At 65.9% G+C, this 21,118-nt stretch carries 16 protein-coding genes and 1 pseudogene; 3 read left to right on the top strand and 14 right to left on the bottom strand.

Annotated features, from left to right (window positions below; all coding sequences use genetic code 11):
• Positions 1-947 (bottom strand): DUF1329 domain-containing protein (locus I73_RS11100; RefSeq protein ID WP_022980674.1); only part of this gene is annotated, 947 nt, incomplete at its 3' end.
• A gap of 88 nt (positions 948-1,035) precedes the next feature.
• Complete coding sequence (locus tag I73_RS11095; RefSeq protein ID WP_234409480.1) at positions 1,036-3,387, bottom strand: RND family transporter; 2,352 nt, start codon at positions 3,385-3,387, stop codon at positions 1,036-1,038.
• A 324-nt stretch (positions 3,388-3,711) separates the two neighbouring features.
• On the opposite strand from I73_RS11095, the gene I73_RS11090 reads away from it, so the two are divergent.
• Positions 3,712-6,477 carry a LuxR C-terminal-related transcriptional regulator gene (locus I73_RS11090; protein ID WP_022980672.1) on the top strand — a complete coding sequence of 922 codons (2,766 nt, stop codon included), beginning with the start codon at positions 3,712-3,714 and terminating at the stop codon, positions 6,475-6,477.
• Between the two features lie 57 nt (positions 6,478-6,534).
• Here I73_RS11090 and I73_RS11085 read toward each other — a convergent pair whose 3' ends face one another.
• From I73_RS11085 to I73_RS11055, 7 genes are all read right to left on the bottom strand, one after another.
• Positions 6,535-8,139: an AMP-binding protein gene (locus I73_RS11085; protein ID WP_022980671.1), complete on the bottom strand. Its 1,605-nt coding sequence runs from the start codon at positions 8,137-8,139 to the stop codon at positions 6,535-6,537.
• 9 nt (positions 8,140-8,148) lie between these two features.
• The gene (locus I73_RS11080; protein WP_022980670.1) at positions 8,149-9,399 is read right to left on the bottom strand and encodes a thiolase family protein; all 1,251 of its coding nucleotides are present in this window, start codon (positions 9,397-9,399) and stop codon (positions 8,149-8,151) included.
• Positions 9,396-10,511 carry a trans-acting enoyl reductase family protein gene (locus I73_RS11075; RefSeq protein ID WP_022980669.1) on the bottom strand — a complete coding sequence of 372 codons (1,116 nt, stop codon included), beginning with the start codon at positions 10,509-10,511 and terminating at the stop codon, positions 9,396-9,398. Before I73_RS11075 ends, I73_RS11080 begins: the two co-directional genes overlap by 4 nt.
• Before the next feature lie 33 nt (positions 10,512-10,544).
• Positions 10,545-11,798, bottom strand: a complete 1,254-nt coding sequence (locus I73_RS11070) for an acyl-CoA dehydrogenase family protein (RefSeq protein ID WP_022980668.1) — start codon at positions 11,796-11,798, stop codon at positions 10,545-10,547.
• Positions 11,799-11,957: 159 nt separating this feature from the next.
• Positions 11,958-12,497, bottom strand: coding sequence for a MarR family winged helix-turn-helix transcriptional regulator (locus tag I73_RS27405; protein WP_022980667.1), 540 nt, complete (start codon positions 12,495-12,497; stop codon positions 11,958-11,960).
• A 501-nt stretch (positions 12,498-12,998) separates the two neighbouring features.
• Positions 12,999-14,147 (bottom strand): mandelate racemase/muconate lactonizing enzyme family protein, encoded by a 1,149-nt coding sequence (locus I73_RS11060; RefSeq protein WP_022980666.1) that lies wholly within the window; start codon positions 14,145-14,147, stop codon positions 12,999-13,001.
• Between the two features lie 56 nt (positions 14,148-14,203).
• The gene (locus I73_RS11055; protein WP_026096600.1) at positions 14,204-15,526 is read right to left on the bottom strand and encodes an MFS transporter; all 1,323 of its coding nucleotides are present in this window, start codon (positions 15,524-15,526) and stop codon (positions 14,204-14,206) included.
• Between the two features lie 231 nt (positions 15,527-15,757).
• Between I73_RS11055 and I73_RS27400 the strand changes: the two genes are divergently transcribed.
• Positions 15,758-16,840 carry a LacI family DNA-binding transcriptional regulator gene (locus I73_RS27400; protein ID WP_022980664.1) on the top strand — a complete coding sequence of 361 codons (1,083 nt, stop codon included), beginning with the start codon at positions 15,758-15,760 and terminating at the stop codon, positions 16,838-16,840.
• A gap of 71 nt (positions 16,841-16,911) precedes the next feature.
• On the opposite strand, the gene lipA is transcribed toward I73_RS27400, so the two are convergent.
• Positions 16,912-17,910: a lipoyl synthase gene (gene lipA, locus I73_RS11045; protein ID WP_022980663.1), complete on the bottom strand. Its 999-nt coding sequence runs from the start codon at positions 17,908-17,910 to the stop codon at positions 16,912-16,914.
• Between the two features lie 68 nt (positions 17,911-17,978).
• Entirely contained in the window at positions 17,979-18,698 is a 720-nt protein-coding gene (gene lipB, locus I73_RS11040) for a lipoyl(octanoyl) transferase LipB (protein WP_022980662.1), read from the bottom strand.
• A gap of 78 nt (positions 18,699-18,776) precedes the next feature.
• Here lipB and I73_RS27395 point away from each other — a divergent pair, with 78 nt between their 5' ends.
• Positions 18,777-19,463 carry a tetratricopeptide repeat protein gene (locus I73_RS27395; RefSeq protein WP_022980661.1) on the top strand — a complete coding sequence of 229 codons (687 nt, stop codon included), beginning with the start codon at positions 18,777-18,779 and terminating at the stop codon, positions 19,461-19,463.
• Between the two features lie 18 nt (positions 19,464-19,481).
• On the opposite strand, the gene I73_RS11030 is transcribed toward I73_RS27395, so the two are convergent.
• The 3 genes and pseudogenes from I73_RS11030 to I73_RS27390 all read right to left on the bottom strand — a co-directional run.
• Positions 19,482-19,760, bottom strand: coding sequence for a DUF493 family protein (locus I73_RS11030; protein WP_026096598.1), 279 nt, complete (start codon positions 19,758-19,760; stop codon positions 19,482-19,484).
• 46 nt (positions 19,761-19,806) lie between these two features.
• Positions 19,807-20,700: an aminotransferase class IV gene (locus I73_RS11025; protein ID WP_022980659.1), complete on the bottom strand. Its 894-nt coding sequence runs from the start codon at positions 20,698-20,700 to the stop codon at positions 19,807-19,809.
• Positions 20,701-20,727: 27 nt separating this feature from the next.
• Positions 20,728-21,118: pseudogene (locus tag I73_RS27390) on the bottom strand (D-alanyl-D-alanine carboxypeptidase); the annotation flags it as partial.

The following is a 21,118-nucleotide window of genomic DNA, read 5'->3' as shown; positions in this document are numbered from 1 at the left end:
ACGGTGGGCTCCCAGTTGGCATGCTCGCCGTGCCAGTTCTGGGAGACGGCGCCCAGGAAGGAGCCGCGTCCCACCAGCTTGTAATTGCTCCAGGTGAGCATCGGGTCGCCCGCTGCCCAGGTGTCCGACAGGTACAGGTTCGAGCCCGGCATGATGGGCTCGAAGCGCTGGTTGGTCGGGAACTTGCGCACCCGCTTGAAGGCCGGCAGATAGCCGACGAGATCAGGGAACTTGCGTTGGTCGTAGTGCCAGGTGTTGAGGTAGCTCGTGCCCTTGATGTCGGACGGGCCGGTGAACAGGATGGACTGCAGACGCAACTTGTCCTCATAGCCCTTGAGCACGCGGCCATCGCTGCGGGCCTGGGTGTTGAGCTCGAACCAGGCGAGGTCATAGGTGTAGGCCTGCGAACCATCGGGCCCGATCTCCCAGTCGCGCACGGCGTAGGCACTGCAGTCGTGGCGGCCCCAGCTCAACGTGAGGTTCGCAGCGGCTTCGACGCCAGTCTTCGCGTCGGGAAAGGGGTTGCCGCCCAACCAGCCCTTGCCATCGGGGCCAACGACATTGCCGTCGGCATCAAAGCGCGCCTTGCCGGCATTGCGCAGGGTCGCCTGCAGGTACTCGGCCGGGAACAGCCGAGACACATCGCGGGTGGTCGGCACGATGCGGATCTTGCGGCCCATGTTCTTGACTTGGTGGTAGACGGTCGGGTCTACAAGGTTCTTGACCACGTCGATGTTGTCGACCGAGATCAGGTCACCGGTCTTAAGCTTGCCCTTGGTATAGGCCTCGATGGACATCAGCTCGTCGGGGTAGGCCTTGCCGATGTCTGCACCCTTGGCCACCAGCGGCCACAAGGCGCTGAGCACGCCGGCCGAGGCGATGCCACGCGAGGTCTGTTCAAGAAAATGGCGGCGACTGAAGTCGTGGTCGTACTTGCGAATGTGCACAGTGGTCTCCTGTTGGTGTGGAATGGCACCCGGCCAAGCCGGGCCGTTAAGAAGGAGGCGGGTCCCGTGTGGCACCCGCAGGGCGGGTTCAGGCTGCCTTGGCCGTCGATGTGGCCGGCGGCACCGCGAGCGACTCGGACAGGGCCGACATGTCGCTGTCCAGAAAGCGCGGGCGGATCAGCCAGATCAGCAGGGGCAGCAGCACCAGCGCCAGCACCATGTTGATCAGCATCAGCACCACCAGCAGCAGGCCGGTGTCGGAGAGGAACTTCAGCTCCGACAGGAAGTACCAGGGCGCCAGGCCAATGGTCATCAAGGACGCGGTGAAGAAAATGGCCTTGCCGCAGGTCTTGAGCGAAGCGTGAATGGCCACTCCCAGGTCCTTGTTCGCGATCTGGTATTCCTCGCAGATGCGCGTGAGCAGGTAGATGCCGTAGTCGATGCCCACGCCGATGCCAATGGCCATGATGGGCAGCGAGTTCACATCGAGCCCGACGCCCGCCAGCGACATGGCCGCCGTCAGCATCGCGTTAGCCAGGTTCACGGGCACCAGCAGCAGCAGCCCCGCAACGATGGAGCGATAAGCCAGCGAGCAGCCAATGAGGATGACCGCATTGAGCGCCATCAGGATGCGGCTTTCGTAGCGCACCACCGTGTCGTTGATCGACTGCTGCAGCGCGATGGCCCCCGAGGCCAGGCGGATGCGGAAGGACTCGTGCTCGGCCCCGACTTCATTGACACAGCGGCGCGCCTCTGCCAGGGCCCGGTCCACGGTGGCCTGCTTGTTGTCGGCATACCAGAGCGACACCGTGGCATGGCGCTGCTCGAAGTCGGCCACATGCAGGAAGGCCTTGGAGTTGGTGCCCGCCATGAGCCCCGTCATCGCGGCCGACACCGACGGGTCGTCATGGTCCATGGGCAGCCAGCGCGGATCGCCGCCGCCGAACAAGCGGTTTGCCTCGCGCGCCATGTCGGCGATCGACAGGGTGGCGGTGGGCGGCTGAGGGCTGGTCTCGACGCAGCGCTGCAGTTGCTGCATGGCTTCGATGGCTTCGCTCTTGCGCGTGATCCGCACCCCCTCCTTGCCCTCGAACACCACCTCCATCGTCATGGAGCCCGGGAAGTGCTGGTTGATTGCATGCACCGCACGGTTGAACGGCGAGTGGGCGTGTAGCAAATTGGTGCCCTCCACCGGGTTGCCGACCTTCACCTGCGTCATCAGGTAGGCAGACCCCGCAGCCAGCACCAGGAACACGGCGGCCGTCACCTTGGCCACGCGGCCCTGTGCCAGGCCGGCGAAGCCGCCGAGCACTGCCAGGATGCCGCGCTGCATCGGGCCACTGTGGCCGTCATGCCCCAGCAGGTGGGCGACATTGCACGGCTTGGGCATCAAGCTCAGCAGGATGGGCGTGAGGAACACGCTGCAGGGCACCAAATTGGCCGCCCACAAGCCCGTGAACAGGGCGAAGCGCTCCATCGCCGGGATGGGTGCGATCGCGACGAGCAGCAGGCCCGCCACATCGGTGAAGATGCCCAGCGTCCCCGGATACACCAGCGACACGAGAGACAGCTCGGCAGCCTGATGTCGTTCATGCCCCTCGCTGAGCAATTCGAAATAGCGCTCGGTGGCCTGCACACAATGGCTGAAGCAGCGCGCGATCAGCAGCAGGGGCACCACGAGCAGCAAAGGTTCGACCGGCAGGCCCAGCCAGCCCACCAGGCCAAAGCCCCAGATGGCCGATACGCTGCTCACAATCACCGGTACCACGATGCCCGCCACGTTGCGCATGTGGAAGGCCAGCACGCCGAACATCAGCACCAGCGTCAGGCCGAAAATCTCCAGCGTGTTGCGTTCCAGCGCGTAGATCCAGCCCGTCATGATCGGGAAGCCCGCGACGTGGATCTCGTGCCGGGCGTCCTGCTCGCGCTCCACGATGGCGCGCACCGCGCTGAACACCTGGCTGTAATCAAGGCCCTTTTCAATGAAAGTCGCGTTGATCAGCGTGGCGGTGCCATCACGCGACACCAAAAAGGTGTTCGCCGCAGGCGATTCGCCGACACGGCGCCGGATCTCCGCCAACGCCTGCGGAGTGGTCGGCAGCGTGTCGTCCATGATGGGATTCGAGTAGATGCCATCCGGCGTCAGCAGCGTGTAGCGGGCCTTGGGCGTGGCGATCGACAGGATCTGGTCGTGGTCCACCCCGGGCACGAGGTCGATGTCTCGAGACATCTTCCAGACCTTTTCCAGTGTGTCGGGCTGGAAGATGTCGCGGCCATCGGTGCGCTTGACCAGCAGCGTCACCGTCAGTGGATTGCCGAAGTTCGGGTGCTCCCGGTAGACCTGTACGAAGGGATGGTCCTTGGGGAACAGGTCCGAGAAGATGGTTCTGACCTCAACCCGGGTCAGCCCCACAGCGAAAAAGGCCGTGATGACCGCCATGGCCAGCAAGATGAGGGCGCGGTGGCCCAGCGCCCAACGCGCCAGCGTTCGGCGAAGATCCTTTGTCTCCATAACAACCTCTTTTTGTCTGCATCGAGGCCTTGGCGGGCCCATGGGGGCGCATCTTGCGAATCCGATTCCGCCGCTTTCACTCCCCGGGTGGGTAGCAGCGGCCAGAAAAGGCGCCAGGTCTGTGGCGCCCACCGAAATTCACCGGCTTGCACTACCCGCATGGGTAGCCACACCAAGGGCTATCCCGCTTGCCTGAGGACGGCCTGAGAAGGATGCTCTGCGGGCGCCTTCTGACACCGCCGAACGACTGGCATGCTGATCCTGAACACCAAGCTGATGCTTCCACGCCGAGGTCGCGGCGTGCTGCCTCGACCCCGCCTGGAGAAGCTTGCCCAGGAAGTGGCAGAGCACCGGGTGACGATCCTCAAGGCCCCCCCCGGCTATGGCAAGACGACGCTGGCCAGGGCCTGGGCAGACGAGCTGGGCGGCCACGGCGCCAAGGTCGCGTGGCTGTCCACCGACGAGGCGGACGCCGATGCCAACCGGCTGGCCACCTACGTGGCCGCCACCTTCCATCGGGTGATGCCGACGGTGGGCGGCGCCTGCCTGGAACTGTGCTCGGCCTCGGCCACCTGGAAGCCGGAACACCTGCTGTCCTCCCTCCTCAACGAGGTGTGCGAACAGGACGAGGAAGTCTTCCTTTTCCTGGACGACTTTCACCACCTCGTCGGCAAGCCATCGGAAGGGCTGCTGACCCTGCTGCTCAAGCATGCGCCGGCCAACCTGCACATCGTGTTCATCGGCCGCTGCGATGCGCCCAGCGCACTGGCCCAGGCCTTCCTGCGCAGCGAAGCCAAGATGGTGGATGCCGGCGAGCTTCGCTTCTCGCTCGAAGAGACGGCCCAGCTGCTAGAGAAGTCCACGACCCAGCAGCACGAAGACAGTGCCCGCCTGCTGCAGAACATCAGCAACGGCTGGGCGGCGGCGCTGCGCGTGCTGATGCTGTCGCTGACCCACCACCAGAACCCATCCGGCTATCTCAGCCGGGTTGCCGCCAGCAACCGCCCGCTGAACACGCTCATCGGCGACCTGCTCGAACAGCTGCCCGGCGAGCTGACCGATTTCATGATGGCAATCGCCATCACCGAGCGCACCTGCAGCGAGCTGGCGCAAACGCTCACGTCGCGGCCCGATGCCCAGTCCTTGATCGAGCAGATCGAGAGTCTGCAGCTGTTCCTGCTGCCGCTGGACGACGAGCGTCACTGGTTCGCCTTCCACCCGATCTTCAGGGAGTATCTGGCGCGCCGGCTGCTGGAGCACGCGCCCGATGCGGCGGCCGCCCTTCACCACAAGGCGGCCCGCTGGTTTGCCCAGCGGGAGTACTGGCGCAGCGCCGTGGCACATGCCGTGGAGGCCGATGCTGCGCCCATGGCCATGCAGTGGATCGAGCAGTGCGCCATGAAGCTGGTGGAGCAGGGCGACATGCTCACCCTCATCGTCTGGGATCGGCAGCTGCAGACCCTGCGGCTGGCCAGCCCGCTGAAGCTGCGCCTGGCGATGGCCTGGGCCTACGCGCTGGGCATGGAGTGCGCGGAAAGCCGCATGCTGCTGGGCCAGGTCCTGGCGGGTGTGGCGCAAGGGCAGTGCAGTGCCGAAGAGCTGCCAAGCCTCACCTGGCAATGCAAGGTGCTCGATGCCATGCTGCTGGTCTTCGAGGACCGAACCGCCGCGGCCACCGTGCTGGCGGCCCAGGCCATGGCAGAGCCGCACCATGACCGCTGGGTTTCCTACGTGATGCTCAATGTGCTCGCGTTCACCCACGGCCGTGCCGCGCGCTGGCAGGACTTCTACGGCATGCCGACCTACGCCGAGCAGATTCCGGGCAACGAGCGGTATGTCTTCAACCTGGCTTACCGCCACTGCATCCGCGGCATGATCAACCGCCGCATGGGCATGCTGGGCAACGCCGAGGAAGCCCTGCGCGCGACGCTAAACCTGGACCAGGACAGCCGCGACGTCGACAAGGTCCGCTCGGTGCCCACCTCGCACACCGTTTTCCGGGCGCTCGGCCAGAGCGCGCTGTGCGAAATCCTGTACGAGCGCGACCAGTTGCAGGAGGCTTCGCGCATGGTGCAGGACTGCCTGCCCATCATCCGCAACTCGGGTCCGCTCGACTTCGTCTGGGCGGCCACGCTCACGCACATCCGGCTGGTCCGCCTGGGCGGCGACAAGCGCCGCTGGCGCTCGCTGCTGGACGAGGCCGAGACCTGGGCCGACCAACGTGGCTGGACCCGGATGATCTCCCTCATCGTCCTGGAGCGGCTGCATGGCGCCCTGGTGGACCGGCAAGAGACCGAAGCAGGCGCGCTGGTCCGCCGCATCGAATCCCTGGCGCAAACGCCCTCGCTCGACGAGCATGCGCGCACCGACATCGTCCACCACGCCGCGCTGGCTCGCATGTGGCATCTGCTGTCTTGCGGCATCACCGTTGACCTGATCGACATCGCCGAACAGGCCTATGAAAGCGCCACCCGGGCCGGCCTGGCTGAATTCATGCCCCGATTGGCCATCGCGCTGGCGATCGGCCATGCGCTTCGGGGCGAGATGTCACTGGCGCACGCCGTGCTGTCTGGCGCTATCACCCGGCTGGCCACCGAGAACGCCGTCAAAACGGTGACGGACACGCCGGTGCAGCGTCCGTTGCTTGCCAAGCTGCTGCGGCACCTGGCCGGCAACCAGGGCCTCGACGACGCCACCTCGCGCTACCTGCACAAGGTGATCGCAGCCTTGGGGGGCGAAGAGGCCGGATCAAGCCTGCATGGTCAGCGCCTGTCCATGTCGCTGAGCATCCGTGAGCGGCAAATTCTGCGCATGGTGGCGGAAGGGGCGTCCAACAAGCAGATCGCCAAATCACTCGGCGTGGCACCGGACACCGTGAAGTACCACCTCAAGGGCGTTTTCTCCAAGCTCAGCGTGGACAGCCGCACACAGGCTGCGGCCCTGGCTCACCAGCTGCAACTCGGTGACCCCTGCCCTGCGCGCAAGGCCGACGCACCTCAGGAGCATACGTCGCACTGACGCCCAAACGAAAAGAAAGGCCACCCGCCTGGGTGACCTCCCGGAGCCAAGCGGGCATCACGCCCCACGCCGATGGAGGCTGCGGGGCTCGCGCTCGAACGCCTCGATCAGGAACCGCTCCTGAGGCTTTTCAGAGGCTGTCTTCGGGATGGCCGCCAATACCTGCACGATATCGGGCGACTGCCCCGGCCCGAGCACCTGCATGCACACGCCAAACACCTGGGCTGGCGAAAACGCCATGTCCGACCGCGGCACCACTGCAGCCACCACGCACTTCTCGCCTGCTGCGTTGTGCGGCTGTGCGATGCCGTAGACAAAGACATCGTCCACGCACGGCAGCTCGGCGATCACCTTCTCCAGGCCAGCCGGCTGGATGAACTCGCCATTGCGCCGGATCCCACCGCCCTTGCGGAAGTCGAAGTAGAGCCAGCCGTCGGCATCAGCATGCACCACATCGCCCATGCGCAGCCAGCCGCCCAGACACTTCTTGGCCGAGGCTTCAGGCTGGCCGTGATAAGCGACTTGATAAGGCTCACCCGTCTTCGCCCGGAAGATCAGCTCGCCTTGTGCTCCGACCGGCACATCCTGGTCGTCGTCGTCCACGATGCGGTGATCCAGGAAGGCCGGCGGCTTGCCGATGCTGCCCACCGGGCCTTGCCCTGGATGGTTGAAGCTCAGGCCACCTTCGGCCGCACCGTAGAACTCCAGGATGGCGACACCGAAGCGGCGTTCGAAGTCGCGCCAGATGGCGGCGGGCATGCCGGCGGACACCACCATGCGCACCGGGTGCTCGGCATCGTTGGCCTTGGGCGGCTCGGCATACACCGCCGTGGTCATGCCCCCCAGCAAGGTGAAGGTGGTCGCCTGGTACTTGCGCGTGATGTCCCACAAGCGCGACTTGGTGAAGCGACGCGACAGCACACAACGCAAGCGGCTGCCAAGAGCGGCGCTGACCGTGACGATCTGGGCGTTGGCGTGCGTGAGCGACAGGCCCGAATACAGCACATCCGTGTCGCGGTAGGAGAACAAGGCGGCCGACACCCGCGCCAGCTCGCAGTAGCGCCCGTGCGTCATGATGATGCCCTTGGGGTCGCCCGTGGTGCCCGATGTGTAGATCAGCTCCAGGGCCTCATCCGCTCGGGTCGTCAGGATAGGCAGTTCGGGTCGTGCTGCTGGCCAGGCGTAGTGCAGGTTCAGCACACCCGGCATGTCGCTCAAGGGCAGCATGCCTTCATCGGTGGCAAAGCCCAGTACCCAGTGCAAACTCTCGCAGGCCTCGCGCATCTGCATGCTCACCGTCGCGACATAGTCCGCCGCGAAGATGCCCACGCATTGCGCGTTGTTGAGCATGAACGCCAGCTTGTCGCCCTTGGTGCGGGGGTCGATCGGCACCACGGCTGCCCCCACCACCGATGCGGCCACCATGGCCTCGATGAATTCGGGGTGATTGGCCATCAACAGGGCAAAGCGGTCGCCCGGCTTGACGCCCAGATCCAGCAGAACCTGCGCGAGGCGACAGCCGTTGTCCCAGAGCTGCGCGAAGGTGCGCACCTCATCTGGACGCACCCCCGAGCCTTCGAAGGTCAGCACGGGGAAGTCAGGCGCCTCGCTGGCCTGGCGCTGGATCAAGTGGGCAAGGGACAGGTCAGCTTGTGCTTGCATGTGATCTCCTCACTTGCCCAGCAAGGTCAGGCAGGCCACGGCTTCTTCGATGCCGGCCAGCCCCCCGCCGTTTTCGGCGACGGCGATGCGCGCATCGGCCACCTGTCTCGCTCCGGCCTCGCCGCGCAATTGAGTGACCAGCTCATGGATCTGGCCCAGCCCCGTGGCACCGATGGGATGGCCCTTGGACTCCAGCCCGCCCGATGGGTTGATGGGGATGCGCCCGCCGATGCTCGTATCGCCCCGCTCGGCCGCCGGTCCGCCCTCGCCAAAAGGCAGCAGGCCCAGCAGCTCCGACTGCAAGATCTCGCCGATTGCCGTGGCGTCGTGCACCTCGGCGACATGGATTTCATCGGGCCCGATGCTCGCGCGCTCGTACAACCTCAGCGCTGCCTGGCGCACCAGGTGGTTCTTCAGGTCGGTTGGGTCCCGGTCGCTGCCGGTCTGCAGCTCGCAACCGAGCACACGGATCGCCCGCGAGATGCGGCCGGTGAGCCGACGCAAGCCGGCCTCGGTGCACAGGATGGCCGCTGCAGCCCCATCACTGACGGGCGAGCACATGGGCAGGGTCAGCGGATAGGTGATGGGCGGTGCAGCCAGCACCTGCTCAATGGAATAGGCCTCCCGATACTGCGCCAGCGGGTTGTGCACCGAGTGTCCATGGTTCTTGGCCGACACGGCCGCGAAGTGCCGTTGGGTGGTGCCGAATTCCCGCATGTGCATGCGCCCCATGGCGGCATAGATGTCCATGAACACGCTGTAAGGCTTGGGGGACACGGTACCCGGCGGCGGCACGATGCCCTCGCCCATGCGCATCAGGCGCTCGCGGCCCGCCACGACATCGTGCACGTCCCAGGCGCCGTCAAAGGAGGCGAAGGTTCGCGCCTTGTCGGGCGACGTCATCTTCTCCGCGCCCACCGCCAGCACGAGGTCGGCTGCGCCGCTGCGCAGGTGGTTGATGGCCAGATAGAACGCCGTGCTGGCGCTGGCGCAAGCGTTCTCCACGTTGATGACCGGTAGCTTGTCCAGGCCCATGGCCCGCAGGGCGAGTTGCCCGCGGACCATGTGCTGGCCCTCCATGTGGCCTTGCGTGGCGTTGCCGAAATAGGCCGCACCCAGCTGGTTCGCCTGGCAGCCAGCGTCCTGCAAGGCCGCCTCGACTGCCTGGCGCGTCAGCGCCTTCACGTCCATGGAGGGCAGCCTGGCAAAGGGCGTCATGCCCACGCCCGCCACATAAATGGGTTGATCGCTCAGGCTCATTGGGCCACCACGTCATACGACAAATAGCCTTCGGCGGCCTGCGCCGACAGCAGCTTGCGTGCACCGACGATCTGCGCGGCCGACCCAAAGCCCACCGCCTGCAGCCGGTTGGTCAGCACGGCCAGCGCGGCTTCGGCACCGAAGACCCCAGTTTGCGAGTAAGGTGAGTTGCCCCGCAGGATCACGCTGACGGACTGCGTGTTGCCGCGCGCCTGACAGCTCAGCACGCAACGGGCCACCTCGGGGACCTCGCGGGCCGGTTCGACCTGCGTGACCTCGCGCCCAATGCGGTTCGTCACCTCTTCCTGCTCTGCTGCAGACAGATGGCGGTAATCACGCTCGAACTGCTCCAGGATGCCCAACACCCCCATGAAGCGCTGCTGATCAGCAAACGCCACCATCACGGAACAGTTGCGCACGCGCGGGTCATCGCGGTACCAGATGGGCTCGCCGCCACCTCCCCAGGGCAGGGCTTTGACCGGGCGCGGGATGCCGGGGATCTGCACGTCATAGCCCTTGGCATAGGGCCACAGCGCCAGTTCGCCGTTCTGCAAGTAATGCTGAGGCTTGGTGCACATCCGCAGGAAGGACATGGTGGACGCCACGCTCGTGTCCGACGAGGCGTAATACACCATGTCCAGCGTATCAATGCCCGGCGTTTCCAGTGCGATCTCGGCGGCCAGCGCACCTTCCATCCACATGTAGGAGTTGGCCGGTGACAAGGCCAGTTCGCGGGCCGCGAAGGCCTCACCGAAGTGCTTCTCCACATGCAGCATCCAGTCGGTTTCACCGGTGGTGTCGAAGTAGTGACAGCCTGCAGCCAGGCAGGCCTCGACCACAGGCTGGCCCAGCTGCATGAAGGGACCCACCACGTTGATCACCACCTTGCGGCCGGTGAACAGGTCCGTCAGCGCGGACTTGTCGTTCTTTACCGCCACGCACTGGTAGTCATGTCCCTTCAGCTCGGGCACCTTGGCCATCTCGGCTTCCAGACGGGCCTGGTCACGGCCAGCCGCGATGAAGGGAATGCCACGCTCAGCCAACTTCCAGGCCACGAGTTTGCCGGTGTAGCCGCTTGCACCGTACACCACCACTTGGTATTGCGAGTTCATGTGTGTCTCCTAATGGGTCAATGGGCCTGCCAATCAGGGGCGCAGCAGATCGGGATTGGCCAGCGAGTAACCGCCCTTGATGGCCAGGATCTCGTTGCAGCCGTCCTCGATCAAGGAGGCACGGGCATCGCGGAAGATCTTCTCGATGGGGTAGTCGCGGGTCAGGCCGTTGCCACCGTGCAGTTGCAGCGCGGCGCTGGCCACATCGAAGGCCGCCTGGGTGCCGGTGATCTTGGCCACCATGGCCGACTTCAGCGACATCTGGGGGGCCTCGAAGTTGTAGTGCACCACCCGGCGCGTGACGGCACACGCGGCCTCCACCTTGGCGTACATGTGGAACAAGCGGTGCGCTACCGACTGGTGCCGGATGATGGGCACGCCACCGGCCTTGCGCTCGTGCACATAGGCGTGAGCCAGGTCATAGGCCGCACGTGCACAGCCTGCAAACGTGGCGCCCATCAAGCCGTTGGCAAAGGCGTGGATCAGGTAGGTCGCCTCCAGGAAGCGGTCAGGACCGGCGATCAAGTGCTCCTTGGACAGGCGCACATTGTCGAAATAGATCTCGCCCTGGTTCAGCGCGCGCTGGCCGATCTTGTCAAGCGGCTTGCCGCGCGACACGCCCTTGGCAGTGAGCGGCACGATGACCACAGCACCATGTTTGGTATCGGGGCCATTGCCCGTGTCAGCAGCGGCGTAGAGCACGCCCACTTCCGCGATGGTGCCGTTTGACACCCAGGCCGATTTCTGCCCGTTGATGACGATCTCGTCGCCCTGGATGGTCACGACGCAGTTGGGACGACCATAGGCGCCCTGCGGGTGGAAGATCTGGCGAGATGGGTCCAGTGAATCGGAGCCATGGTCGGGCTCGGTGATCATCCAGCAACCCGATTTGGCGGACTTGGCCACTTGACGCCCAAACTCGCTGCCCATCAACGTGGCCATGAGCAACGGCAGGGAGTTGACGGCCAGCGAGATCGCCAAGCCGGCATCGCCCCAGCCCAGCTCTTCGTACATCACGCACATGACGCGGGCGCGCTCGGCCGGCTCCATGGCCAGCAGACTGTCCACATCGAAGCCAAGTTCATCGAACTGCCGATGCACGGACCAAAGCGGTGAATCGGGTGCACTGACCTGCTCGGGCGTCATGCGGTCGAGCTTCTGCCCGATGGGGCGCATCACGTCGTTGGCAAAGCGCCGCAGCGTGGTGTGGATGCTTTGGATCGTTTCGTTGAAATCCGGCTCAGCGCCCAGCGGCGTGAGTTGAACATGAGGGTCAGGCTGTGCCATGTCGTCTCCTTAGCTGTTGACCGGCCAAGACATCGACTTGGCCAGCCCTCAGACTAGGTGTGCGACCCGATTTGATTCACCCCCCTGTCGGGTAGTTGGCCCATCCCCAACTTGAAAAGCGCCTTGTATCAGCAGATGTGAACAGCGAGGACTGAAACATCAATCGTCGGCCGCCGCGTCGTATTCGGTGGTCAAGGCGGCCACCTGCTGGCGCACGCTGCCCAGCAACTCGGTCAGGAGCTTGCGGTCCTGCACGCGCAGGCCGGCGAACAGGGACACCACCCAAGCCTCGTGCACGGTGGCAATCTGCTCGAAGGTCTGCACGCCCAGCGGCGTCAACCGCACGCGCACCGAGCGGCGGTCGTCCGGGTCAGGCAGGCGTTCGACCCAGCTTTCCTTCACCAACTCATTGGTCAGGCCTGTGACGTTGCCTCCGGTGACCATGAGGTACTGGCCCAACAGACGCATGCTGAGCCCGGCAGGGTAGCGGTGCAACTGGGCCATGTAGTCAAAGCGCGCCAGAGAGATACCGAACTGCAGACGCAGGCGCCGACGCAACTCGGCCTGGACCTGGTTGGTGCAGGCCATCATGCGCAACCAGAGCTTGAGCGACTGGTGATCGTCGTCCGTGACCCGGGCCTCCAGGCCCAGATGGGGCGGCAACGGAGCCGGCGTGGCCTGATGTTCTGGCGTGCTCATCCCTGGGTTTCAATCGCGACGGCGTCGACTGCGCAGGAGTTTACCCGGCGCCCAGCCCGCTCCGTTGGCCGGTCGGGGATGCGGTGCAGTGTGGCCGATGCGTTGGTCTTGCGTCGCTTCCCGCCCCTGCCACTTGCACGCAATCGCCACCGCGATGTAGTCGCGCTCGGGCCGTTCCCTCCGCGGCGAGGCCGCGATGCCTTGATCTCTGCACGCGTGATGGGCATGGTCCAGGCCTGTGGATGGATCGGCTCCATGGGAGCGATTCAGTCCCTCCGTGCGACGCTTCCCGGGCGTTGAACCGTGGCCAACTGCGGGCGGGAACATGCGCACACCCGATTGGTGATGAACCTCAGCCTTGCCAGGGGTCTGGCACTACCGGGCAGGCGAAGCCGTGGCAGCGTGCCCGAGCAAGCCATCGGGAAGTGTTGAGGTTGGACCGGTTCGGGTGGCGCTGTTAGGACTGGAAAGGGTGGGCCTGGATCAAGCCGTGTGCCGACATCAGCCGATCTCTGCGCTTTGGACCGTCCAACCCTCCACCCGATCACTCAGGGTGACGCCCAAGCCAGGTCGAGTCGGTACCAGCATCCGGCCTTCTTTCGTTTCCAGCCGCTCGTTGAAGAGCGGCTCCAGCCACTCGAAGTGCTCCACCCAGGGTTCGCGCCCGAAGGTGGCGGCCAGGTGCACGTGCAGCTCCATGGCGAAGTGCGGCGCCAGCATCAACCCGGCATGCTCAGCCAGTGTCGCAATCTTCAGAAATGGCGTGATCCCCCCCACGCGGGGGCCATCCGGCATCAGGTAGTCCGCGCCGCGCTGGCGGATGAACTCCCAGTGCTCCGAGACACTGGTCAGCATCTCGCCGGTGGCAATCGGCGTGTCGAACTGGGCGGCCAGAGCGGCATGCCCCTCGGCGTCGTAGCAATCCAGCGGCTCCTCAATCCAGACCAGGTTGAACTGCTCGAAAGTGCGGCACATGCGCTGGGCCGTGGGTCGGTCCCATTGCTGGTTGGCATCCACCATCAGCGGAAAGTCATCGCCCAGATGCTTGCGCACCGTGCTCACACGCTCGATGTCGATGGCGCAATTCGGCTGCCCCACCTTGAGCTTGATCCCGCCAATCCCTTTTTCTCGGGAAAGATCGGTGTTCCTCATCAGCTGATCCAGCGGCGTGTGCAGAAAGCCGCCCGAGGTGTTGTAGCACCGCACGCTGTCGCGCTGTGCGCCCAGCAGCTTGGCCAGGGACAGGCCGGCACGCTTGGCCTTCAGGTCCCAAAGCGCCACATCGAACGCCCCGATGGCCTGTACCGCCATGCCGCTGCGCCCGACCGACGCACCGGCCCAGGCCAGTTTTTCCCACAGGCGGGCAATGTCGGACGGATCCTCGCCCAGCAGCGTGGCGGCAATTTCCTTGGCATGGGCAAACTGCCCGGGCCCGCCGGCACGTTTGGAGTAGCTGAAGCCCAGGCCATGCTGGCCATCGGCCGTGTCGATCTCCACGAACAGGATGGCGATCTCGGTCATCGGCTTCTGCCGTCCGGTCAGCACCTTGGCGTCGCTGATCGCTTGCGCCAGAGGCAAGGCCACCGAACGGATGCGGATGCGGTCGATGCGGTCCGCCGCGGCAGGTGCAGAAAGGATGGACTGGGACATGGTGTTCCTTGCTTGATGATGGGAGAAAGTGTGGGGATCTGTGGCCGGAGGTGTCGTCATGCCTGCGGGGTGGCTTCCAGACGCTGAAGGCGCCCCACGATCACGAGGTAAGAGAAGGCCCCCAGCAGCGAGAGCGCGCCGATGTAGGTCAGGGCGGCATCGAACGAGCCCTTTTCCTTGACCATCCAGGCGATGGCAATGGGCGTGACGATGCTGGCGAGGTTGCCGCAGAAGTTGAAGACGCCGCCGCTCAAACCCAACGAGCGCTGCGGGGAGACATCGCCAACGATGCACCAGCCCAGGTTGCCGATGCCCTTGGCGAAGAAGGCCAGCGACATGACCAGGATCACGATCTGGGTCGACTGGACATAGTTGGCCAGGACGATGCAACTCGACAGCGTGAGGCCGACGATGATGGGGGTCTTGCGCGCCACCGTCAGGCTGCAGCCTCGCTTGAGCATCCAGTCAGAGCAGAGGCCACCGACGATGCCGCCGACACAGCCGGCAACCGCAGGAATAGCAGCGACCAGACCCACCTTGAGGATGGACATGCCTTTCGCCTCGATGAGGTAGGTGGGGAACCAGGTCAGGAAGAACCAGGTGATCGAGGTGAGGCAGAACTGGCCGATGTAGATGCCAACCATCATTCGGTTCGCCGCGATGGCACGCAGTTGCGCCCAGCTCACTTCGCTTTGGCGTTCGGGCATGGCCGTCAGAGCCCCGCCCTCGGTGATGTAGCGGCGCTCAGCCTCGTTCATGCGCGGATCCTGAGCCGGCTCACGAATGAAACGCAACCAGGCCAGCCCCAACAGCACGCCGACGGCGCCGGTGGTGAAGAACACGTAATGCCAGCCCCAGGCCGACACCGTGTAGGTCATGACCGGCGTGAAGACAGCGAGAGCGAAGTATTGGGCCGACTGGTAGACCGACGTCGCCAGGCCGCGCTCACGGCCGGGGAACCACATCACCGTCAACCGGTTGTTGCACGGGAATGCGGGTGACTCCGCCACGCCCATGAGGAAGCGCAGCGCGAACAGCACAGCGAACGCCGAGGGCCCGAACAGGTCCACGTGTCCCTGCAGATAGGTCAGCACCGACCACAGCAGCAGACTGCAGCCCAGCACCAGCCGTGCGCCAAAGCGGTCCAGCACCCAGCCGCCGGGCAGCTGCATGGCCGTGTAGGCCCAGCCGAAGGCCGAGAAGGCAATGCCCATCGTCATCGTGTCGAAGCCCAGGTCCTTGCGCATCGCGGGCGCCGCGATCGACAGGGTGGCCCGGTCCACATAGTTGAAGACCGTCACAAGGAACACCATCGAGAGAATGAACCAGCGCACCCGGGTGCGAGGCTCCCGACTGTCGGAAGAAGAGTGAGAGGTCATGCTTGTCTCCTGCGCTTGGGCATCGACGTGCCGTCGCTTGAATCGGGTGGCGAGGTCATCGCACGGGTCAAGTTGAAACACAACTTGCGCCGCAATTTGATTGCGCAATCATTTTGAGACAATGATTGCGCAACCATATTGGTGTTTACACGGACAAGCGCCCGCCCAAGGCGAGCGGTACACAATGCGACTCTTATGCCGCATGGACTCTCGCGCAGCGCGTCCGTACCGATGAAGCAAAGTCAAGCCGAAGAGATCACCCCAAGCAACTTGGGTCAGGTCACTCTCGTGGATGTGGCCCGCGTGGCCGGCGTGGCGCCCATGACGGTGTCACGCGCCCTGCACCGGCCTGAACTGGTCAAGGAAGCGACGCGCGCCAAAGTCCAGGAAGCCGTTCGCGTGACCGGCTACGTCCCCAACATGCTCGCCGGCAGCCTGGCCAGCAATCGCAGCCACCTGGTCGCACTGTTGCTGCCAACAATCGCCAGCTCGGTCTTCGCCGACACGGTGCAGGCCTTGATGGACGAGCTGTCTCTGGCAAGCTATCAGACATTGATTGGCTTGACGGGCTACTCAAAGGAGCGCGAGGAAGCGTTGATCGAATCCGTGCTGCGCCGCCGCCCCGATGCCATCGTGCTGGTGGGCGCCGACCACAGTCGCCTGACGGTGGAGCGACTGCAGAGAGCGCGCGTGCCGGTGGTGGAAATCTGGGACCTGACCACCCAGCCGATCGACCAGGTTGTTGGTTTCTCGCACGAGCGTGTCGGCACCACCGTGGCCGCCCACCTGATGAAGCTCGGCTATGGCCGTTTTGGAACCATCGCTGTCGATGACCCACGCGGACAGCGCCGCATGAACAGCTTCAAGGCGGCGCTGGCGCGCAAGGGGCACCACGACTGTGTCAGCGCCGAGTTGCCGGCACCAGCGACCCTGGCCTCAGGTCGCGAGGGGCTGCGCAGATTGATCGCCGCAGGGCCCCTGCCAGAGGTGATCTTCTGCAGCTCGGACACGGTCGCCGCTGGCGCGGTGCAAGAGGCCCTGTCCAGGGGCCTGCGCATTCCACAGGAGATCGCCTTCATGGGCTTTGGCGACCTCAGCGTGGCGGATCAGCTCCACCCACGCCTTTCGACCGTTCGGGTCGACGGGCAGAAGATTGGGCATCACACCGCCCGCACCCTGATTCGCAGGCTTCAGGGTGTTCCCCCCGATGAAAAGCATGTGGAAGACCTCGGCTTCGAGATCATTGAGCGCGAGACCACGCGTGACGCTCGAAAGTCAGGATTCAGCAAGACCGGACGTCCAGTTCGCAACTGACCCTGTCCCACTGAATCTACAAAGGCACAGACTGCGCTTCTGCCCCCTGTTGCATTGCGCTGCTTTCTGACTTACTTCGCTGATTTCTCGACCACACCTGCCTGCGCAGCCTGCTGATCCGCGTGGTACGACGAACGAACCATCGCGCCCACGGCTGCGTGGGTGAAGCCCATCTTGTAGGCCTCGGTCTCGAACATCTTGAAGGTGTCCGGGTGCACGTAGCGGCGCACCGGCAGGTGGTGGCCCGAAGGCGCCAGGTACTGGCCGATGGTCAGCATGTCGATGCCGTGGGCGCGCATGTCGCGCATGACCTCGAGGATCTCCTCGTCGGTCTCGCCCAGGCCCACCATCAGGCCGCTCTTGGTCGGCACGCCGGGCACTTCCTGCTTGAAGCGCTGCAGCAGGGTCAGGCTGAACTGGTAGTCGGCTCCGGGACGAGCTTCCTTGTACAGGCGCGGCACCGTCTCCAGGTTGTGGTTCATCACGTCGGGCGGGCTGGCCTTGAGGATGTCCAGCGCCTTGTCCAGGCGGCCGCGGAAGTCGGGCACCAGCACCTCGATCTGGGTCTGGGGCGACTGCGCGCGCACCTGGCGGATGCACTCGACGTAGTGGCCCGCGCCACCGTCGCGCAGGTCGTCGCGGTCCACGCTGGTGATGACCACGTACTTGAGCTTGAGCGCAGCGATGGTCTTGGCCAGGTTGGCCGGTTCCTCGGTGTCCAGCGGGTCGGGGCGGCCGTGGCCCACATCGCAGAAGGGGCAGCGCCGGGTGCACTTGTCACCCATGATCATGAAGGTGGCCGTGCCGTGGCCGAAGCACTCGCCGATGTTGGGGCAGGAGGCCTCTTCGCAGACGGTGTGCAGCTTGTGCTCGCGCAGGATCTGCTTGATCTCGTAGAAGCGGGTCGTGGGGCTGCCGGCCTTCACGCGGATCCAGTCGGGCTTCTTCAGCGTCTCGGCCGGCACGATCTTGATCGGGATGCGGGCGGTCTTGGCCTCGGCCTTCTGCTTGGCCGAGGCGTCGTAGGCGGCGCCGGTCTTGTGTTCGTGCGTGGTGTTCTCGGTGGCCATGTCGTCAGTGCCTTGCCGCGGTGGCGGCGTTGCGTGAGGAGCGGGAAGAAGCGGAGGAAAGGACGCCGTCAGGCGGTCGCGGGCGGGCTCAGGTGGGCGGCCAGGCGCTCGATCAGCACGGCTGCCACGGCCTCGGGCGTGACGTGGACGCCCAGTGTAGCGAGGTCCACCGTGGCCAGCCCGGCATAACCGCAGGGGTTGATGCGGCGGAAGGGCTCCAGATCCATCGCCACGTTGAGCGACACGCCGTGGTACGTGCAGTGGTTGCTCACCTTGATGCCCAGCGCGGAGATTTTGCCCAGGCCGGCGAACGGGTCCTGGCGCGGCCCGGCCGGCAGGCCGGCGTTCAGCGGGTCGGCCAGGTTCACGTAGATGCCCGGGGCACTCTCCACCCGGAAGCCGATCACGCCGAAGCGCTCCAGCGTCTGGATCACGGCGGCCTCCAGGCGGAAGACGTATTCCTTGACGTAGATGCCCAGGCGGCGCAGGTCCACCAGCGGGTAGACCACCACCTGGCCGGGGCCGTGGTAGGTCACCTGCCCGCCGCGGTTGCTCTGCACCACCGGGATGTCGCCCGCGCCCAGCACATGCTCGGCCTTGCCGGCCACGCCCTGGGTGAAGACGGGCGGATGCGCCACCCACCAGAACTCGTCGGGGGTGTCGGGCCCGCGCGCGGCCGTGAAGGCCTGCATCGCGGCGAAGGTCTCGTCATAGGGCACCAGGCCCCAGGCGCGCACAAGAGCCCCGCCGGACAGCGCGGAGGCCACGGGCAAGGTGCGGTGGTTCATGCCCCGATTGTCCCCGAGCGGCAGAGGGCTTGCCGCGGCAGGCTTATCGTCGGGTTGGAGCTTGTTTCAGGAGACACCATGTTCCGCCGCCCCACCCTGCGATGGCCCTGGGCCGTGCCGCTGCTGTGCCTGGCGCTGTGCGGCGCCGCACCGGCGCAGGATCTGGCCGAGGCGCCCCAGGCCGACCCGGCACTGCAGCAGGCGCTGGACGCCTACGCCCAGGGCCGCTGGGCCGAGGCCGCCCGCGCCTTCGAGGCCCTGGCCCGTCAGGGGCAGCCGGTGGCCCAGCACGACCTGGCCGCCATGCACCTGCGCGGCGAGGTGCCCGACGCCAGCGTGGCCACCGCCCTGCACTGGCTGCTGCAGGCAGCCGATGCGGGCTTCGTCACCTCGCAGCAGGCGCTGGGGGAGTTGTACGAAAGCGGCCGCCTGGGCTGGAAGGACCTGCCGCAGGCGGTGGCCTGGTACCGCCGCGCGGCCGCGGCCGGCAGCCCGCAGGCCCAGCTGGAGATGGGCACGGCCTGCTTCCTGGGCCGGGGCACGCCGCAGGACCTGGCCCAGGCCGCCCAGTGGTACCGCCAGGCCGCGCTGGCCGGCGACCTGGGGGCCATGTACATCCTGGCCTCGATGTACGAGAGGGGCGAAGGGGTGGACGTGGACCGCCGGCTGGCGCGCTACTGGTACGCCGCGGCCGCCGATGCCGGCGACGTCGCGGCGCCCTACAAGGTCAAGGAACTGACCGACGCGGAACCACCCAGCCCCTGACAGGCTGGAAACGGCAGGTCAAAGCACCACCTTGACCATCGGGTGCGAGGTCAGGGTGCGGTAGAGCTCGTCGAGCTGGTCGCGGCTGGTGGCGGTGACCGTGATGGTCAGGCCCAGGTAGTTGCCGCCGGCGCTGGGCCGACGCTCCACGCTGTCGGGGTCGAACTCGGGGTCGAACTGCAGCGCCACCGCCACGATGGCGGCTTCGAAACCCTCCACATGCGCGCCCATCACCTTGATGGGAAAGGCACTCGGGTACTCGATCAGCGACTCTTCGGGCGGAATGGGGCGGTTCATCATGCGGGCTGAGTTGGGGGTGCCGGGCGGAATATCAAGAGGCCCTTCAGGCCGCCTGTTCGGCCTTGGCCCGCTGGTAGGCCTCGTACAGCCGGCCGTAGACCGGGCCGGGCTTGCCGCGCAGCGCGCCATGGCCCACCGGCTCACCGTCCAGCCGGGTCACGGCCAGCACCTCCTTGCCGGTGGAGCTCAGCAGCACCTCGTCGGCCGCCCGCAGGTCGGCCTCGCAGATCGGCCGCAGGTTGAAGGCGATGCCGGCCTCCTCGCACAGCTCACGCAGCAGGCCCACCCGGATGCCGGGCAGCACATGCGGCCCCATCGGTGGCCCCAGCAGCGCGCCTTCCTGCACGATCCACACATTGCTGCTGGCCCCCTCGGTCAGCCAGGGGCCGCCGGGCTCGCCCTCGCGCAGCAGGATGGTTTCGGCCGCGCCGGCATCCACCGACACCTGGCGTGCCATCACATTGCCCAGCAGCGAGATGCTCTTGATGTCACCGTGCGACCAGCGCAGGTCCGGCGCCGTGACGCAGGCCGCGCCATGGTGGCGCCACTCGGCCGGCACCGGTTTGAGCGGCGTGCTCATCAGGAAGACCGTGGGCGTCAGGCCGGGCAGCATGGCGTGCTCGCGCAGGGCCACGCCGCGGGTGACCTGCAGGTAGATCAACTGGTCCTCGAAGGGCTGGGCAGCCACCAGGCGCCGCACCCGGGCCTCCCAGCCCGCGGCGTCGAGCGGGGCCGGGATGCGCAGCCGGTCCAGGTTGCGGGCCAGGCGCGCCAGGTGATCCTCAAAGCGGAACAGGCGCCGGCCATAGACCGGCAGGGCCTCGTAGACGCCGTCGCCCAGCAAAAAGCCCCGGTCCAGGACCGACACGCGGGCCTGGGACAGGGGCTGCAGTTCACCGTTCAGATCGCAGATGAAATCCGGCAGCGGTGCGCTCATGATGGGCCCTCCTGAGAGGGCCACAGATTACTTGATCCAGAGACGGATGGCATCCCAGGCACGGCCGAAGATGCCGGCCAGCGGCACATCCTCGGCCACCACCAGGGGCACGGTGGCCACGGTGGCGCCAGCCGCGTCGGTCACCTTCAGCGTGCCCACGCGCTGGCCCTTGGTCAGCGGGGCCACCAGCGGGTCGGTGCGCTCGACGCTGGTCTTGAGCTTGTCGCCCTCACCCTTGGGCACCGAGACATAGACCGCGCCCTCGGGGCCGACCAGGTTCACCTCGGCCTTGGCCCCCTTCCACACCTTGACGGTGGCCACCGGCTTGCTGGTGTCGAACAGGCGCACCGCGTCGAACTGGGGGAAGCCCCAGTTCAGCAGCTTCTGGCTCTCGTTGGCCCGCCCTTTCTTGGAATCG

Origin of the sequence: Ideonella sp. B508-1 (genome assembly GCF_000333615.1) — a bacterium.
GTDB lineage: Bacteria > Pseudomonadota > Gammaproteobacteria > Burkholderiales > Burkholderiaceae_C > Ideonella.
The sequence above is the reverse complement of the archived record's forward strand: the minus strand, read 5'-3'. Positions and strand labels throughout refer to the sequence as shown.

What these genes read in the sequence shown, in the direction of transcription:
- I73_RS11095 (WP_234409480.1), bottom strand. Translation starts at nt 3,387, where the DNA reads ATGGCGGTCATCACGGCCTTTTTCGCTGTGGGGCTGACCCGGGTTGAG.
- I73_RS11090 (WP_022980672.1), top strand. Translation starts at nt 3,712, where the DNA reads ATGCTGATCCTGAACACCAAGCTGATGCTTCCACGCCGAGGTCGCGGC.
- I73_RS11085 (WP_022980671.1), bottom strand. Translation starts at nt 8,139, where the DNA reads ATGCAAGCACAAGCTGACCTGTCCCTTGCCCACTTGATCCAGCGCCAG.
- I73_RS11080 (WP_022980670.1), bottom strand. Translation starts at nt 9,399, where the DNA reads ATGAGCCTGAGCGATCAACCCATTTATGTGGCGGGCGTGGGCATGACG.
- I73_RS11075 (WP_022980669.1), bottom strand. Translation starts at nt 10,511, where the DNA reads ATGAACTCGCAATACCAAGTGGTGGTGTACGGTGCAAGCGGCTACACC.
- I73_RS11070 (WP_022980668.1), bottom strand. Translation starts at nt 11,798, where the DNA reads ATGGCACAGCCTGACCCTCATGTTCAACTCACGCCGCTGGGCGCTGAG.
- I73_RS27405 (WP_022980667.1), bottom strand. Translation starts at nt 12,497, where the DNA reads ATGAGCACGCCAGAACATCAGGCCACGCCGGCTCCGTTGCCGCCCCAT.
- I73_RS11060 (WP_022980666.1), bottom strand. Translation starts at nt 14,147, where the DNA reads ATGTCCCAGTCCATCCTTTCTGCACCTGCCGCGGCGGACCGCATCGAC.
- I73_RS11055 (WP_026096600.1), bottom strand. Translation starts at nt 15,526, where the DNA reads ATGACCTCTCACTCTTCTTCCGACAGTCGGGAGCCTCGCACCCGGGTG.
- I73_RS27400 (WP_022980664.1), top strand. Translation starts at nt 15,758, where the DNA reads ATGAAGCAAAGTCAAGCCGAAGAGATCACCCCAAGCAACTTGGGTCAG.
- lipA (WP_022980663.1), bottom strand. Translation starts at nt 17,910, where the DNA reads ATGGCCACCGAGAACACCACGCACGAACACAAGACCGGCGCCGCCTAC.
- lipB (WP_022980662.1), bottom strand. Translation starts at nt 18,698, where the DNA reads ATGAACCACCGCACCTTGCCCGTGGCCTCCGCGCTGTCCGGCGGGGCT.
- I73_RS27395 (WP_022980661.1), top strand. Translation starts at nt 18,777, where the DNA reads ATGTTCCGCCGCCCCACCCTGCGATGGCCCTGGGCCGTGCCGCTGCTG.
- I73_RS11030 (WP_026096598.1), bottom strand. Translation starts at nt 19,760, where the DNA reads ATGAACCGCCCCATTCCGCCCGAAGAGTCGCTGATCGAGTACCCGAGT.
- I73_RS11025 (WP_022980659.1), bottom strand. Translation starts at nt 20,700, where the DNA reads ATGAGCGCACCGCTGCCGGATTTCATCTGCGATCTGAACGGTGAACTG.